Consider the following 17,414-nt stretch of genomic DNA (forward strand, 5'->3'; position numbering starts at 1 on the left):
CATTTTGTACACATTCAATTAATATTTTATCCTAATTTTCCATTATTTTCAATAATAATACTATAAAATTCCAACATCCTACCGATTTAAAATTAACTTTTTGGGAATATTATTTAATTTAATAAAATAACAATATTTAGAGAATTATTTAAAAGATAGGGACAGTTACTTATTTTTTGAATTTAAAATAATTAGCTATCCTTTTTAAAGGAGATTAAATATGGAAAAGATATTTTTAGGTTGTCCTGTTCACAATAGAGAATGGATACTCCCTCTTTATCTTAAGCATATTTATAATATTGATTACCCAAAACATAACATTACTCTTTGCTTTATACTAAATGATAGTAAAGATAGGAGTAAAGAAATACTTTTAGACTTTAAAAAAAGCTATGAAGCTGAATACAGAGAAATAATTGTAAAAGAAATTAATTTTAACATGCCTGATGATTTAAGGCAAAATAGAATAAAAAATAAAATATATGAAAGGCTTGCTAATGTTCGAAATGAATTCTTAAGCTGTATAAAGGATGAAGATTATGTATTTTCAATTGATAGTGATATTTTAGTTCCTAAAGATTCTCTATTGAGGCTTTTATCTCACAAAAAAGATATTGTATCTGCCATTGTATACAATGATCCTAAAAAGAAGTATCCTAATATATTAATAATTAAAAACGGTAGAATAACTCACTTTATTGATTTTCCCAAAAACTCATTATTTGAAGTTGATATTACTGGGGCCGTTTATCTTTTAAAATCAGAGATATGTAAGAAAGTCAAATATGAATATCACTCCTTTGGAGAAGATGTACCATTTTGTATTTCAGCAAAAAAATTAGGTTACAAAATCTGGTGCGATAGCTCCATATTTTGTAACCATGTAATGTATCCTTATATGTTAAAATAATTGTGTCAAAATTTATCTAAGTGCATATATTATATCAGAAAAAAGTGAGGGTAATCCCCCACTTATTATAAATTAAATTAGCAGTCGTAAGGAACTCCACATATAAGAATATCCTGATCAATTCCAAGTTTATCAAGTAAATCTGCAAATACTGAAATGTGAACCTCGGTTCCATATATAACAGGTGATGTTCCGCAGGTGCATTCACCAAGTACATCATAGTCTGAAGTTATAGATTTTACAATGAGATGTGTTTGAAGGGTTGGATCAGTAAAGGCACTTGATGGAATTTCACCTTCAAACTCTGAGAGTGGGATGCTCTTAATCCATTTAAACATCTTACCACATACATCATCTATTATTTCAAGGCACTCATTATTTCCAATTGTCTGTGGACGCTCCTCAATGTCAGTAATAAAGCATGCTTTAGCATCAGGATTTGTGCTCATAGCATCATCAGGAAGTACTATGCAACCAAAGCAGTTATTTGTAAAAGTCACAAAGAGAACTACTTTGAATTTTAAAACAAGTTTTACCTTGTGATTACAAATAATTTCTTCGTCAGCCTCCAAATTAACTACCTTAATATCAGTAATGCATTTTACTGAATATCCATGATAATTATTTTCTGTTACTCCTGTATTATGAACACAAACTTTTAGTGCTTCTTTAATGTCTATAGGTGTAGTTCCTTCTTTAGATTCTCCAAACAGAATTTGCTCATCTAATCCCTGGTATTTTGCAAGTATCCTCTTTACATATATATCTAGCTGCTCAAACGGTGCTTCGCATGGTAATTGGATTTGTTTTTCACTCATCAACAATCCCTCCTATTATGATATTTGCTTCATTCATTATAATTACTAATTTATACTATGCACTTAATTTAAAAGCTGTGATATTTCATTGCGTCTTTTTAAAAATATTTGATAGAAATCTCCCTTTATCAACTTGTTTCTCTGAAGTATCTTTCATATTTTGTAGGACCTCAGAAATTAAAAATATTTGATTATTGACTAACTGCTTATATTCTTCAAAACTTTTCTTTATATTTTCAATTTCATTTTTCATCTGTAAAATATCAGTATTACCTTTCCTTTGAATTTCCTCAACAACTTTTTTCATTTCATCATTTATGTCAAATTGTTCATCTTTTTTTTGAATTTTTTCTAATTTTTCTTCTATACTTTTTTCAATTGACAATAATTTCTCTTCTAAATCAGATTGCTTTTTTATAATATTATTAATTAAAATCCTTAATTCTGTGAGGCTTATCTTTAATTCATTTATATTTTGGTTTTCCTTTGAAAAGTCCTCTTTAACCTTTGCTATCTCATCTTTTAAACTATTAAATTTTACATTTAATTCTGTTTCTACCTTGTTTTCATCAGTTATATTTTTAATCCTTTTCCATCCACTATTATATTCAGCACTTTTGAAACTCGGTTCCATCTTATCACCTCACGTACTTATATAGACATATTATGCATTAAGCCTTTTATATGTTACAAAAAAAAATAAAAGCCCGTAGGCTTTTAAACATTATTTATAAATTTTTTTATTTTATCTTTTAAAGTATAATTATCCTTTGTTAGCTTTGATAAAAGTTCGCTGTTCTCTTTTTTTATTTTTTTAAGCTCATCAATATTTCTTGAGTTCTCAATTTCAAGAAGATTAGCCCTTTTTTGCTCTTTTAAATACTTATCTTCCATTTCCTTTAGCTTTTCTATTAGCCTTTTATATTCACCCATAACCCCTTCATCTTTTCTTTTAATTTCATTATACTCCATATTCCTTTTATCAAGCTCAATATGGAGCCTTTTTATTTCATCCTTTAAAGATTTATTCTCTTCTTCAAGGTCATCAATTTTTTTTAAAACCATCTTCGATATACCTTCAAGATTATTAAGATAACTTTTAACATCGTCTGGTGCATCTTCGCTACTTATTGCTACCTGCTTAAAGTAGATTTCATTTTTATTGATATTTTCATTCAAAACAATGCACCTCTCTATCATCATATTTATGATTAAAAAACCTGTTACATCAATTTTTAATATTTTCCCAAATATATCTATATCAAATTTACACTCAAGTTGCCTTACATTTGCAATAAATTCTGATTTCCTAAAATCCTCTTCAGTAGGTACAGGTTTAAAACTACTTTTATGAATTCTTATTAATATATCTTCATCAAGTACACAAGGATAATTAAAAAGGCTCCCGTTCTCCTCAATACAGCAAATATAGTAAATCTCAACATTTAACATTACATCTATATATTTAGGTGTTGCAAAGCATTCAATTTTTATTACTCTTTCTGTATGATATGGTATGTCTTTAATAATCTTATCTTTACAACTATCGTATCTAATGTTTTTTGATAAAAATGTATGAAATGATTTATACTTTGACTTAACCACCTTTTGGCTGTATAGAGGCATAAGGATTCCTCTTATAATTATTCTATTTATATATATGTACAAAGTTTATTTACTATTTCTAAACGCCATGAAAAATAACAATATTTTTCATGGCGTTTAGAATTATTTCCTTTTATTTTGTAAATCTTTAAATTCCTTTTTAACCCTCACCAATTCAATCTGGCTTTCAAGAAGCTGATCTTTTAGATTAGCAATTTCATTCCGTAAATTTTCAAGTTCACCTTGAAGAATTTCATTCTTTTCCTTTAATTGTTCATTTTCCTTCTCAAGTCTTTCAAACTCATCATTTCTACTAATATAACTTGTATAGAGTTCATCATATTGATTTTTTAACACATTCATGTCATCATCTATTGCCTGCTGTTTAGATTTATATTCTTCATACTCCCTTGACATTGCAGTATAGGCATCATATAAATCATCATACTCTGTTTGGAGTTTCTTTAGTTTTTTCTCAGGCTCTTCAATTACCTTTTTTAACTTGAAAAGCTCATCAGCAACCGTCAAAGCAGCAAGCACAGCAGCAGATGAATTATTATGTTTAGGATTACTCGTAAGCGTTTCTCTTATTTTCTTATCAATATAATTTGCAATAGAAAACAAATACCCTTCATTTTCATCGCCAGTTAATATATATTCAACTCCATTTATTTTAACCGTTACTTTATTTTTAGGCATAACAGCACCCCTCAAACTTTATTAAAGCAACTAAACTTTTAAATCATAATTATACAAAACCGTATTAATTATATTTTACCAATTAATCTTATTTTTTTCACTATAATTTTTGAGGGTTGCATTATTTTATCTTAATTGAGCATTAAATTTTTTCTTTAAGGTATCAATTATACTTTCATGTATTTTATTTACTTCCTCATCCTTTAAAGTTCTATCCTCAGCTCTAAAAGTTATTGAAAAAGCAACACTCTTTAGCCCTTCCGGGATTTGCTTTCCTTTATAAACATCAAATAGCTTTATTGATTCAATAAGCTCATTTCCTGATTTTTTAATCGTCTTTTCAAGCTCTGAAACAGTAATATTTTCATCTACTATCATTGCAATGTCTCTTGTAATTGCAGGGAACTTTGGAAGAGGTTTGTATATCTTTTCAGATTTTGATGCTGAAAATAATGTTTTCAAATCAATTTCTGCCACATACACTCTTTCTTCAATCTCATAGTTTTCAGCAACATCAGGATGCACTTCTCCAAATACTCCTGCATTCTTTTTCCTTATATTTATTCTTGCTGCTCTTCCTGGATGAAAAATGCTATTATCTTCTTCTCTTTCAAATTCAACTTTATCGATTCCAAGCATATCTAAAAGATTTTCAACAATACCCTTTAAATCAAAAAAGTCAACTTTTCCATACATACCTATAATAAGTTTTTCATATTCATCAGGAAGTGGATTTTCTGATGGAATATAAACCTTTGTTATTTCAAATAATTTAGCTTCTTCATTATCCCTTTTATAATTCCTTGAAAGGCATTCAAGCATTGATGGAATACCCGTAGTTTTCATAATGCTAAAATCTTCTCCTAGGGGATTTAATATTTTAATGGCATTTCTAAGTTCATGATTTTCAGGAAGATTTACAAGATTAAATACCTTAGGACTTACAAAGGAATAAGTCATAGCCTCATAAAGTCCACATCCTACCATAAGGTTTTTAACTTTTCTCGTTAAACTTTGCTCTAATGACCAAACAGCCTCAACAGCCTCTCCCTTTATCTTATTATTAGGTATTTTATCATATCCATAAATCCTAACTATTTCTTCTGCAATATCTTCTTTTATTTTTAAATCCTGCCTAAAGGTTGGAACCTCGATTTTAAACTCTTCATCCCCTTCAACCTTCATTTTCAGGCTTTCAAGTATTCTTTTCATATCAGTAGGGCTTATTTCAATTCCAAGAAACTTATTTATCCAAGATGGCTTAACCTCAATTGTATGAGGCTTTATTACGTTTTCATATATATCTATAGTTCCTTTAACAACCTCTCCAGCCCCAATAAGTTCAACTAAATAGCATGCTCTTTTTAGTGCTAAATCTATTAAATTAGGATCTATATCTTTTTCAAACTTTGAAGATGCATCAGTCCTTAATCCAAGCTTCTTTGAAGTAAGCCTAACATTAGTCCCATCAAAATTTGCAAATTCAAATATAACTGTTGTAGTATCATCTTTAATTTCAGAATTTTCTCCACCCATAACTCCTGCAATACCTATTGGTCTTTCTCCATCTGCAATGACAAGCATTGAAGAATCAAGATTTCTTTCAACACTATCAAGGGTTACAAACTTCTCATTATCCTTCGCAGTCCTAACTACTATCTTCTTATCTGTTATATACCTATAATCAAAAGCATGCATTGGCTGACCAAGTTCAAGCATTACGTAGTTTGTTATATCAACTATATTATTGATAGGTCTCACATCACATTGTTTTAATCTCTCTTGCATCCATTCAGGAGATGGTTTTATTTTTACATTTTTAATCATCTTTGCTGCATATCTTCTGCAAAGATTGCTCTTAATTTCAACAGAAAGATATTTTTTAATATCGTCATCCACTTCATTAAACTGCGTTTCAAGTTCTTTTAGCTCTTTATTAAACGTTGCAGCTGCCTCTCTCGCAATGCCATATATACTAAAACAATCAGCTCTATTTGAAGTTATTTCAAAATCTAAGACTCCTCCATCAAGTCCAAGAACCTTTTTAATATCTTCGCCTATAGGGGTATTCTCTGGAAGTATCATAATGCCATGAACAGAATTTTCATTAGCAATTCCAAGCTCAGCCTCGGAGCAGAGCATACCATTTGACTCAACACCTCTTAGTTTTCCTTTCTTTATTTTTACTCCTCCAGGTAAACTTGAACCATGAAGTGCAACAGGAACAATATCCCCTTCTTTTATATTTGTAGCTCCAGTTACAATTTGAATTATTCCATCCTTAACATCTACTTTACATATTGTAAGCTTATCTGCATCTGGATGTTTCTCAGTTTTAATTATCTTTCCTGTTACAACCTTTTCTATTTCTTTTCCTGCCTCATAAACTTCCTCAACCTTTGAGCCTGACAAAGTTAAAGCTTCTGCCACTTCGTTTATATTTTTATCTAAATCAACATATTCACAGAGCCATTTATATGGAACTTTCATATCATATCCCTCCTTAGAATTGCTTTAAAAACCTTACGTCGTTTTCATAAAAAAGCCTTATATCATCAATTTCAAATTTCTTCATAACTATCCTCTCAAGGCCTAATCCAAAAGCAAAACCGCTATAAATTTCAGGATCAATTCCACCCTTTCTTAATACATCTGGATGAACCATTCCTGAACCTAATATTTCAATCCATCCACTTCCTTTACATACCCTACAGCCTTTTCCATCACACACATGGCAGGATATATCCATCTCAGCCGAAGGCTCTGTAAATGGAAAATGATGAGGCCTAAACCTTGTTCTTGTTTTTTCACCAAAAAACCTTTTTGCAAAGGTATCTAATGTTCCATAAAGATTTGCCATAGTTATTCCTTTATCTACTACAAGGCCTTCAATCTGATGGAAAGTTGGAGAATGTGTTGCATCAACTGCATCAGACCTATATACCCTTCCTGGAGCTATAATTCTTATAGGAGGCTTTACTTTTTCCATAGTCCTAACCTGTACAGGAGATGTCTGTGTTCTTAAAACAACAGAATCACTTATATAAAAAGTATCCTGTTCATCCCTTGCAGGATGATTTTTAGGGATATTTAACGCCTCAAAGTTGTAATAATCAAGCTCAATGTCTGGACCTTCAGCAATTGAAAAACCCATTCCAAAGAATATCTCCTTTATTTCATCTAAAACTTTTGTAATAGGATGAAGGTTTCCTATCTCCTTTTTACGTCCTGGCATAGTAATATCAACAGATTCTAAAGAAAGCCTTATATTTTTCTCTTTTTCTTTCACCTGCTTTAAAGCATTTTCAAGGGCACTTTCAATATCCTCTCTAACTTCATTAGCAAATTTTCCTATTATAGGCCTCTCATCCGGAGATAAATTCCCCATATTCCTTAATATTCCTGTTAATGCACCTTTTTTCCCAAGAAATTTTACCCTTAGTTCATCAAGTTTTAAACTATCTGTAGCCTTTTTTATTTCCTCTAAAGCCTCTGTTTTTATTTTTTCAATCTGTTCCTTCACATTAATCTCTCCTTTCAGTAAAATAGTACAAAAAAAATAACCTCCATCCCAAGGGACGAAGGTTATCTTCGCGGTACCACCCTAATTGGCAAACGCCCACTCATTTTTATAACGGATTACCGTCCCTGCCTACTTAGTTTCAACAGGGAAGCTCCAGAGGGAAACTTCAAATGACCTTTATATAAGAAGGCTCTCAGTCTTTGACCTTCTCTCCCTGTATATAGTATCATTCTACTTGCCTCTTTCAAAGCTTTATATATGTATTTGTATATATTATGTTGTACAAAACCTTTGGCGTACAACTTCATATATTATAACTCCTGCCGCAACAGAAGCATTTAATGATTCAGCCTTCCCAATCATTGGAATTTTAATTTTTTCATCTACAAGCTCAATATGCTCACAAGGAATCCCATTAGCTTCATTTCCTATTATAATAGCAGATTTTTTTCTAAAGTCAACATCATAAATATATTTATCAGCCTCAAGATCTGCTGCATATAAACTATAGCCTTTATTTTTTATATTCTCAACAGCAATCTTAAAATCATCATAAAACACAATAGGTACATGAAATATTGATCCCATTGTAGAACGAAGAGTTTTACTATTATATACATCAACACTTCCCTTTATTACAACAACTGCACCAAAAGCAGCATCACAGGTTCTAATTATAGTTCCAAGATTACCTGGATCCTGTATTCCATCGCAAACAACTATTAAATTGTTTTCTATATCATCAATAGACCATATCTTTTTATGCACAATACCAATAGCGCCCTGAGGATTTTCCGTATCAGTAAGCTCTTTTAAAAGTTCATTTGATATCTCATACTTGTCTATTAAAGAGTTTAGTATTCTCTCATAGCCTTTTGTTTCATATACCTTGCTACTATATAAAACATATTTTATACTTTCGCTCTTTATAGCCTCCTCAATAAACCTTATTCCTTCAATCAAAAAGAGCCCTTCTTTTTCTCTATATTTCCTTTGCTTTAGTTTTAAAGCGTCCTTTATTATCCTGTTTTCTCGTGATAACATAAAGTTTATTATTTGCTCCTCTCAAGAACTTTTAAATCTTCTGTACCTCCAATTACTACAAGAACATCTCCATGATAAATTTTATCATCTGCATTTGGAGATATATTAATATCGTTATTTCTTTTAATAGCCATAACGTTTATTCCATATTTGCTCCTCATATTAAGCTCCCTTAAGGACTTACCTTCCCATTCATGTATCGCTTCTAATTCCATAATACTATAATCAGGAGAAAGCTCTATATAATCTAGAATATTTGATGAACAAAGATTGTGAGCAACTCTAACTCCCATATCCCTTTCTGGAAAAACTACTCTATCTGCTCCTATTTTATATAAAACCTTTGCATGCATTTCATTATGAGCCTTTGCAATAACATATTTTACACCAAGCTCTTTACAAAGAAGGGTTATCATGATACTTGATTGTATATCAGAGCCTATTGTTACAACTGCAACATCAAAATTTCTAATGCCAAGGGAACGCAAAGTAGCCTCATCTGTTGCATCTGCCTGTACTGCATGGGTTACACTGTTTGATATACTTTGTACTATTTCTTCGTCAGTATCTATCGCAAGTACCTCATTTCCAAGGGAGTATAAAGTTGTTGCAACGCTTGAACCAAATCTCCCAAGACCTATTACAACAAATTGTTTTGATAACATACAAATCCTCCTTTATCCAACAAGCAGCTTATCTTCTGGATATTTAACGTTTGTATTTCCTATCTGTGCCCTTCTTGCAAAGGCAAAAGTTAATGTTAAAGGTCCTACTCTTCCAGCATACATTGTAATTATTATTATTATCTTTCCTATTAAAGTCAGCCTTGTAGTAAGCCCAAGAGTTAAACCTACAGTACCAAAAGCAGAAGTTGCTTCGTATAAATATTCAATAAAATCCCCTTCTTGAGTTATTGAAAGAATCATCGTAGTTAACATTACAAGCCCAAAGGATATAATTATTATTGCCAACGCCCTGTATACAAGGGATCTTCCTATCCTTTTCCTGAATATCTCAGTATCTTCCCTTCCTCTTATTACAGAAATAACTGTCATAAAAATAAGGGTAAAGGTTGATGTTTTAATTCCTCCTCCTGTTGAACCTGGAGATGCTCCTATAAACATCAATATTATAGTAAGAAACTTACCTGCCGTAGTCATATCAGATGTTGATATAGTATTAAAACCAGCAGTCCTTGGAGTTATTGCTGCAAATATACTTGCAAGTATCTTCCCCTTTAAACTTAATGGCTGCATTGTTTTGGGATTAGCATATTCAAATAGAAAGAATAAAACTGCACCTGATAAAATAAGTATTGCTGTTGTTGTAAGTACTACCTTTGTATGAAGTGAAAGCCTTTTAAATCCCCTGTTGTTTATAATTTCAGTAACAACTGCAAATCCTATACCTCCAATTACAATTAGAGAACATATCGTCAGATTTATAGTTGTATTTTCAACGAATGGAGTTAAGCTCTTAAAATCCCCAATAAGGTCAAAACCAGCATTACAGAAAGCTGAAACAGCATGAAATATTCCATAATATATACCTTTAGCAATCCCATACATAGGTATAAACTGTGTCATTAATATTATAGCACCGATACCTTCAATTGCAAAAGTTATTCCCATAACATAAAGCATAAGCCTTACCATGCCTTGAATATTAAAAGCATTAAAAGCTTCCTGCATTATTAGCCTTTCACGAAGTGAAATCCTTCTTCCAAGTATTACTGCAAAGAAGGTCGCAAAAGTCATAAACCCAAGTCCACCTATTTCAATTAAAATAATAATTATCAACTGGCCAAAAATAGACCAATGTGTTCCTGTATCTAAAGTAACAAGACCTGTAACACAAACTGCTGATGTTGAAGTAAAAATACAATCGATAAAAGGAGTTGAATTTCCGTCTGCTGAAGATATAGGCAAGCAAAGCAATAGTGCTCCTATAAATATAACCGTAGCAAATCCAAGGGCAAGTATTTGCACAGGTTCAAGTTTTATAAACTTTAATCTGCCTGCCTCTTCTTTTATAAGCATACTATAACCTCCTAAGACAAAAGCATACAAAATCTATTCCTACTAATTCTATCACTTTTATTACATAAAGCAAAGAGACCTGAAAAACAGGCCTCGTTATATTATGCATTAAGCTTTTCTTTTGCAATATTAACAAGTTCAGTAAAAGCTGCTTCATCATTAACTGCAATGTCTGCAAGCATCTTTCTGTTAATGTCAACACCTGCAAGCTTAAGCCCATTTATAAATTTTGAATATGAAAGACCATTTGCTCTTGCAGCAGCATTTATTCTTGCAATCCAAAGTTTTCTAAAATCTCTCTTTTTAAGTTTTCTTCCTGTATATGCACTGCTTAATGCTCTCATTACCGCTTGTTTTGCGATTCTATAGAGCTTACTCTTTCCACCATAATATCCCTTTGCAAGCTTCATTATCTTTCTGCGTTTTTTATGTGCATGAACTGCTCTTTTAACTCTTGCCATAACATTCCCTCCTTCTATTTATCATTATAGATAAGGTAATAACTTCCTTATCTTACTTGCTTCTACTTTATTTACATAAGCACCTTTTCTTAAATTTCTCTTTCTCTTTGAACTCTTTTTAGTTAAAATATGGCTGTGAAATGCATGGGCTCTCTTAAATTTGCCACTTGCAGTCTTTCTATATCTTTTAGCTGCACCCTTATGAGTTTTCATTTTTGGCATAATTTTTCCTCCTCTCTTAATATCAAACTTTCTTAGGACTTAAAATCATTATCATATTTCTTCCTTCAAGTTTTGGTTCTTTTTCTATTAAACTCACTTCTTGGAGTTTTTGTGCGAAATCCTTTAATATTTTTTCTCCAAAGTGAGTATAATCTGCTTCTCTACCACGAAATCTCATAGTTACCTTGACCTTGTCGCCATCCCTTAAAAATTTTTCTGCATTTCTTGCTTTAACATTAATATCATGTTCTTCAATAACAGGACTTAAACGTACTTCTTTTACATTGATAACCTTCTGCTTTTTTCTTGCTTCCTTTTCTTTCTTCTGAAGCTCATAGAGAAACTTTCCATAGTCCATAATCTTGCATACAGGTGGTTTTGCCACTGGTGCAATCATTACAAGGTCAAGCTGTTTAGACTCTGCAATTTGGAGAGCTTCTTTTGATGACATAATGCCAAGCTGGTTACCTTCGCTGTCAATTACCCTAACTTCCTTTTCACGAATTTCTTCGTTAATTAAATATTGTTTACTAATAACATTCACCTCCCAAAATTTTGGAAAAAAGGCATAGAAAAAGCGAATGGACGCACTCCATCCGCATAATATACACATTACAACTGGGCCTGATAACCTTACGAGCCTTGGCTGTAAGGTGAGAAGCGGATGGCTTCTTCTTAACATTGTTACTATACCATATATATTATTCTGTGTCAATAAAATTTTATTAAATATGGCTTATTTTCTTATCTATTTCTTCTTTTATCTTTGCAAGGAAAGCATTAAATTCCATGCTTCCTAAATCTCCATCTTTCCTTGCCCTAACTGATACATTTCCTGCTTCAACTTCTTTATCACCAAGTATTATCATATAAGGTACCTTTTCAAGCTGGGCTTCCCTTATTTTATATCCTATTTTCTCATTTCTAAGGTCAAGTTCAACTCTTATATCAAGTTCTTTTAATTTTTCTTCAAGCTGCTTTGCATATTCGTTTGCCCTATCAGTTACAGGAAGAATCTTAACTTGTACTGGAGCAAGCCATGTTGGGAATGCCCCTGCATATTGCTCTATTAATATTCCTATAAACCTCTCAATACTTCCAAAGATTGTTCTATGAACCATTACAGGCCTATGTTTTTCTCCATCTTCACCTACATAAGTCAAATCAAATCTCTCGGGCATTTGAAAATCAAGCTGTATAGTACCACACTGCCATGTTCTTCCTATGCAGTCCTTGAGGTGAAAATCTATCTTGGGCCCATAAAAAGCTCCATCTCCCTCATTAATCTTATAATCGAGCTTAGCAGCCTCAAGAGCCTCTTTTAATGAGTTTGTTGCATGTTCCCAGTCTTCATCACTTCCCATTGAATTTTCTGGCCTTGTTGAAAGTTCAACGTGATATTCAAATCCAAAAAGTTTATATACATAATCTGTAAGGTTAATAACACCTAAAACTTCATCCTTTATTTGGGATGGCATCATGAATATATGAGCATCATCCTGTGTGAAACATCTAACCCTCATAAGTCCATGGAGTGCACCGGATATCTCATGGCGATGTACAAGCCCAAGCTCTCCCATTCTAAGAGGAAGTTCTCTATAGCTGTGCATAGTATTTTTATACACTAGTATTCCTCCTGGGCAGTTCATAGGTTTTATAGCATAATCCATTTCATCTATCTTTGTAAAGTACATATTTTCTTTATAATGATCCCAATGCCCTGACTGATGCCAAAGTGCCTCATTTAATATTATTGGGGTTTTAATCTCCTTATAACCTCTCTTAGTATGTTCCTTTCTCCAAAAATCTTCAAGCATATTTCTAATTACCATTCCCTTTGGATGGAAGAATGGGAACCCTGGACCTTCCTCATGTATTGAGAACAAATCAAGCTCTTTACCAAGCTTTCTATGATCCCTCTTTTTAGCCTCTTCAAGCATTTTTAAATATTCATCAAGCTCACTCTTTTTTGTAAATGCCGTACCATAAACTCTCTGGAGCATCTTGTTTTTCTCATTTCCTCTCCAGTAAGCCCCTGCAACAGATAAAAGTTTAACAGCCTTAACCTTACCTGTTGATGGTACGTGGGGACCAGCACAAAGATCCACAAATTCACCCTGTTTATAGAAAGATATTACAGCATCCTCTGGAAGATCATTAATAAGCTCAACCTTATAAGACTCACCCTTTTCTTCCATAAACTTTATAGCTTCCTGTCTTGGAAGTTCAAATCTTTCAAGATTTAAATCCTCTTTTATTATTTTTTCCATTTCCTTTTCTATAGTTTCAAGCATTTCAGGAGTTATTGAAAAATCCGCATCAAAATCATAGTAAAACCCTGTATCTATTGCAGGACCTATTGCAAGTTTAACATTTGGATAGAGCCTTTTAACAGCCTGAGCAAGTATATGGGATGCAGTATGTCTAAGTGCCCATCTTCCATCTTCATCTTCAAAAGTTAAAACTTCAATATTACAATCACTATCTATTTGCGCCATAAGATCTTTAACTTCTCCATTGATTTTTATAGCTAATGCCGCCTTATAAAGTCCCATTCCTATTTTCTTTACAACTTCTTCAGCCTTAATAGGGCCTTCAAATTCAAGTACTTTTCCGTCCTTTAAAGTAATTTTTATCATACCTTTTCTCCTTTCATACAAAAAATAAAAAACCCGTCCACTAAGGGACGGGAAATATTCCCGCGGTTCCACCCAAATTGGCAAAGCCCACTTTATGCATTAACGCTGCGAACGCCTATCCTTACTTAATTCAGGATGGAGCTTCTGGGTGGTTTTCAATCCACTATGTTAAGGAAACCTTTCAGCCTTTGGGCTTCCCTCTCTAATAACAATCGTGAATTTACTCGTCCCAGTCATCGCTTCTTACACCTTTGGAATATATTTTATAATTATTTAAAACTTTTGTCAACCTTATTTTATAATTCGGGTTTTTGAGTCTTTGCTGGTATTTTTAAATTCTTACAGAGTTCACAGCCAGAGCAAATAGTTATCTTATCTAAAAATATGCTCTTTATAGTTTCCATTGTTTCTTCACATTGCGCATTTTCAATTCCGTGTATGATTATTTTTTTAGGGGAACAAGTTATAAGAGCACTAATTAGCATATCATGTTTATTTATTTCACCTTTTATATTGTCAATATCAAAATCTTCAAAAAACTCTTTAGTTATGCTGTTTCCATTTTCATCTTTTATTGTATATTCTCCTTTTTCATTTATAATTATGTTTATTAAATCATATCTACTTTCTTGTATTTCAACAAAATATTTCAAAAGCTTGATAAACTCACTATATTCTTTTTCAAGTACATATTCCTCAACAACGCCATCAATAATACTTATTATCTCTGAGTTCATTTCCTTTAATCTAAAAGTTATAAATCCATCAAGTATTATCTCATTGCTTTCTTGTAAAAATTCTTCAATCTTTTTTATCATGTTGTTTTTTCTATTTATAGTAGTTAATATGTTCTCTGCATCAAAAATCCCAAATCCCATAATAACAGAACTACATCGTTTTTTTATTTCAGTCAAGTCTTCACCAGATAGATAGCTATATCGCTCCTTTAAAATTTTATCCATTAAAGACAACTCATATTCTTGGCATATAAAATCGTATATTATATTTGAAGCATAAAGATAAAACATATCTCGGTAATCTTCGAATAACTTTATGTCATTCTCAGTATCCCTGAGTATACATTTTATATTATGCATATTACCTACATCATTTTCAACGATTGCAATATTCATTCCTTTATCCTTGAAGAACTTGCATAAATCTGAAAAACTATTTATTATATCCCTACTTTTTCTGCTATATCCAACTGACAGGAGAATCAAGCTTTATCACTCCCTTCAAGAATAGTATATGTGCGCATTAAAATGCTATACAGGAAAAAATTATTGCATTAATATACTATATTCTTTCAAAGGTATTAATGTCCCCAAGTCAATTATTATATTTTCACTTAAATTAATTACTTTTCTTCCATATTTTTTCACAAATGAATATATTTCCTCATGATCCGGATGAAGTTTTAAATTTCCAAAAAAAGCTATTTTGTCTTTAGACAAGTTTCCACAACTACCTCCAATAAAACCATAATTGAGATTAAACAATTTTATATGACCAGGAGTGATAAGCAGGGTATTTATATTATATTTGTCTAATTCTTTTTTTATTCCTTTATCAAAGGTAATCACACTATTACTATCAACTATACAAATAGAACATTTTGAATAACCTTGTTTAACATTTATCACTTTAACTCCTCTCTTATAAATCTCATGAAGAAGAATCTCATCAGTAAACCTTTCATTACATACAAGATACTTACCTATTCTTGCAGCATTATAATATATATCATAAGGATATTTTGTATATAATATGCTTTTACCTATAATTATGTTAAATCCTTCATTTTCAAGCTGATATACTAAAGAATTGTCTATATTTGGAGCCACAATTATATCCTTCCCTCCAAGATGATGAACCATAATATCAGGATGATAAGATATGGCTTCATAAAGGCTCTGAACTTTCTTTGTTTTTATAAGCCTTATATTCATTTTATAAAGCTCCCTTTCAATATCACTTGGTATTCTTCCGTCAACAATAGCAAGGCTTATATTATTCTCAGGAAGATTTGGTATTTTTACGTAATTTTCCATCATGTAATTCTCTCCTTCTTGAAAAAAGCAGCAAAAATCCCATAAATCCAATTACTCCACTTATTATAAAAGCATTGTTTGTCCCTAAAAATTTTGAAACAGCTCCTGCATATAAGCTTCCAACAGGTACAAGACCTCCAAATACAAGAGAATATACGCTCATTATCCTCCCCCTCATCTCATCTGGAGAATAGTATTGAAGTACACTGTTTGATGTGGTAGTAAACATAATCATAAAAAAACCACAGACAGCTAAAGATAAAAGAGAATAATAATAGTTAGTTATTAATCCCGTTATAATTAAAGCTGCTGAGAGCCCCAAGGAACCTACCAACTGATATAAAAACGCCTTTTCTTTCTTTCCTTTTGCTGCAACGGTAAGAGCACTTATTAAAGCCCCAAAACCCAGGCTTGATAGGAGCATTCCAAAGGCCTTTTCGCTAAGATGAAGAACATCCCTCGTATAAGGTGGAACAAGTATATTAAAGTTTATACAAAATGTAGGTATTATAGCAGTAGATATTATAGTATATAAAAGCTTTGGAGTTTTTCCGATATATTTTAATCCTTCTATAATCTCTTTTCTTGGATTTATTATATCCTTTTTTGAAGGTTTATCATCCATCTTCATCATAAAAAGACCTATTATAACTGCAATAAAGCTTATAGCATTTAAAAAGAAGCACCACCTTACCCCAAGATCTGCCATTATCCTTCCTGCAAAGGCAGGACCTATAAGCCTTGCACCGTTAAAGGCTGCAGAGTTAAGAGCTATTGCATTTAATAGGTGAGCTCTTCCTTCTACCATCTCAACAACAAAAGCCTGTCTTGCTGGATTGTCAAATGTTTGTACCGTTCCAATACAGAATAAAATAAGCAATATTAGTATATAGTTAGTTTTATTAAAGAAAACCATAAAAAACAGTAAAAAAGCAGCTATAAGCTGAAAAGTTTGAGTTGCTATTATTATTTTTCTCTTTGGATACTTTTCAATAATAAGACCTGCATAAAGAGAAAATAAAAATAGAGGAGTAAACTGAACTGCACTCATAAGACCAAGAAGAAATCTATGATTAGTTATCGAATAAACAAGCCAATTTAGAGCAGCGTTTTGCATCCAGCTGCCAATAAGGGATATTACTTGTCCAGTCCAAAATAATTTGAAGTTCCTATGAGTAAAGGCAGGATAATATTCCCTTAACTTATCTTTAACATTCATTTAACACCACCCCCATAACATCTTAAACCAATTTGCTAAAATGTACAATACAAAAACGCTGATTTTAGGGACCTGTTAGTGCAAAAAAGTTTTCTCCATCCCTGGTGCCTGGCACCGGAGATGGAGAAAAGAAGAAAAATGTTCCACCTAGTTGACAAGTGACAAACTTTTTCAAAGGTAA

17 protein-coding genes and 3 other annotated features are annotated in these 17,414 nt (G+C 31.9%); of the genes, 1 reads left to right on the top strand and 16 read right to left on the bottom strand.

From position 1 onward, the window contains the following. Window positions 1-220: 220 nt before the first annotated feature. Window positions 221-910, top strand: a complete 690-nt coding sequence (locus tag FDN13_RS03940) for a glycosyltransferase (protein ID WP_138979011.1) — start codon at window positions 221-223, stop codon at window positions 908-910. Window positions 911-987: 77 nt separating this feature from the next. On the opposite strand, the gene FDN13_RS03945 is transcribed toward FDN13_RS03940, so the two are convergent. The 16 genes from FDN13_RS03945 to FDN13_RS04020 form a co-directional block, all read right to left on the bottom strand. Further along, window positions 988-1,728, bottom strand: a complete 741-nt coding sequence (locus tag FDN13_RS03945; RefSeq protein WP_138979012.1) for a hypothetical protein — start codon at window positions 1,726-1,728, stop codon at window positions 988-990. An 85-nt stretch (window positions 1,729-1,813) separates the two neighbouring features. Continuing rightward, window positions 1,814-2,362 (bottom strand): hypothetical protein, encoded by a 549-nt coding sequence (locus tag FDN13_RS03950; protein WP_138979013.1) that lies wholly within the window; start codon window positions 2,360-2,362, stop codon window positions 1,814-1,816. A gap of 83 nt (window positions 2,363-2,445) precedes the next feature. Beyond that, a complete protein-coding gene (locus FDN13_RS03955) occupies window positions 2,446-3,333 on the bottom strand; it encodes a hypothetical protein (RefSeq protein ID WP_138979014.1) in 888 nt (295 codons plus the stop codon). A gap of 123 nt (window positions 3,334-3,456) precedes the next feature. Next, a complete protein-coding gene (gene zapA, locus FDN13_RS03960; RefSeq protein ID WP_138979015.1) occupies window positions 3,457-4,032 on the bottom strand; it encodes a cell division protein ZapA in 576 nt (191 codons plus the stop codon). A gap of 126 nt (window positions 4,033-4,158) precedes the next feature. Next, a complete protein-coding gene (pheT, locus tag FDN13_RS03965) occupies window positions 4,159-6,522 on the bottom strand; it encodes a phenylalanine--tRNA ligase subunit beta (protein WP_138979016.1) in 2,364 nt (787 codons plus the stop codon). A 13-nt stretch (window positions 6,523-6,535) separates the two neighbouring features. Then, a complete protein-coding gene (gene pheS / locus FDN13_RS03970; RefSeq protein ID WP_138979017.1) occupies window positions 6,536-7,555 on the bottom strand; it encodes a phenylalanine--tRNA ligase subunit alpha in 1,020 nt (339 codons plus the stop codon). A gap of 48 nt (window positions 7,556-7,603) precedes the next feature. Further along, window positions 7,604-7,812, bottom strand: a binding site (T-box leader). 16 nt (window positions 7,813-7,828) lie between these two features. Continuing rightward, on the bottom strand, window positions 7,829-8,599 hold the full coding sequence (locus tag FDN13_RS03975; RefSeq protein WP_243120260.1) for a TrmH family RNA methyltransferase: 771 nt from the start codon (window positions 8,597-8,599) through the stop codon (window positions 7,829-7,831). Between the two features lie 8 nt (window positions 8,600-8,607). After that, the gene (locus FDN13_RS03980) at window positions 8,608-9,264 is read right to left on the bottom strand and encodes a potassium channel family protein (RefSeq protein WP_138979019.1); all 657 of its coding nucleotides are present in this window, start codon (window positions 9,262-9,264) and stop codon (window positions 8,608-8,610) included. 12 nt (window positions 9,265-9,276) lie between these two features. Further along, on the bottom strand, window positions 9,277-10,638 hold the full coding sequence (locus FDN13_RS03985; RefSeq protein WP_138979020.1) for a TrkH family potassium uptake protein: 1,362 nt from the start codon (window positions 10,636-10,638) through the stop codon (window positions 9,277-9,279). Window positions 10,639-10,739: 101 nt separating this feature from the next. Beyond that, on the bottom strand, window positions 10,740-11,099 hold the full coding sequence (gene rplT, locus FDN13_RS03990; protein ID WP_138979021.1) for a 50S ribosomal protein L20: 360 nt from the start codon (window positions 11,097-11,099) through the stop codon (window positions 10,740-10,742). A 24-nt stretch (window positions 11,100-11,123) separates the two neighbouring features. Beyond that, window positions 11,124-11,321, bottom strand: coding sequence for a 50S ribosomal protein L35 (gene rpmI, locus FDN13_RS03995; protein WP_138979022.1), 198 nt, complete (start codon window positions 11,319-11,321; stop codon window positions 11,124-11,126). 22 nt (window positions 11,322-11,343) lie between these two features. After that, window positions 11,344-11,865, bottom strand: a complete 522-nt coding sequence (gene infC, locus FDN13_RS04000) for a translation initiation factor IF-3 (protein ID WP_243120261.1) — start codon at window positions 11,863-11,865, stop codon at window positions 11,344-11,346. 19 nt (window positions 11,866-11,884) lie between these two features. Beyond that, window positions 11,885-12,004 (bottom strand) — a sequence feature (ribosomal protein L20 leader region). A gap of 42 nt (window positions 12,005-12,046) precedes the next feature. Next, window positions 12,047-13,960 (bottom strand): threonine--tRNA ligase, encoded by a 1,914-nt coding sequence (gene thrS, locus FDN13_RS04005; protein WP_138979023.1) that lies wholly within the window; start codon window positions 13,958-13,960, stop codon window positions 12,047-12,049. A 40-nt stretch (window positions 13,961-14,000) separates the two neighbouring features. Then, window positions 14,001-14,206: a binding site (T-box leader), on the bottom strand. 50 nt (window positions 14,207-14,256) lie between these two features. After that, complete coding sequence (gene ytxC, locus FDN13_RS04010; RefSeq protein WP_138979024.1) at window positions 14,257-15,183, bottom strand: putative sporulation protein YtxC; 927 nt, start codon at window positions 15,181-15,183, stop codon at window positions 14,257-14,259. A 60-nt stretch (window positions 15,184-15,243) separates the two neighbouring features. Continuing rightward, complete coding sequence (locus FDN13_RS04015; protein ID WP_243120262.1) at window positions 15,244-16,017, bottom strand: DUF6873 family GME fold protein; 774 nt, start codon at window positions 16,015-16,017, stop codon at window positions 15,244-15,246. Further along, the gene (locus FDN13_RS04020) at window positions 15,980-17,233 is read right to left on the bottom strand and encodes an MFS transporter (protein ID WP_138979025.1); all 1,254 of its coding nucleotides are present in this window, start codon (window positions 17,231-17,233) and stop codon (window positions 15,980-15,982) included. Before FDN13_RS04020 ends, FDN13_RS04015 begins: the two co-directional genes overlap by 38 nt. Between the last annotated feature and the right edge of the window lie 181 nt (window positions 17,234-17,414).

The organism is Caloramator sp. E03, from assembly GCF_006016075.1.
Taxonomy (GTDB): domain Bacteria; phylum Bacillota; class Clostridia; order Clostridiales; family Caloramatoraceae; genus Caloramator_B.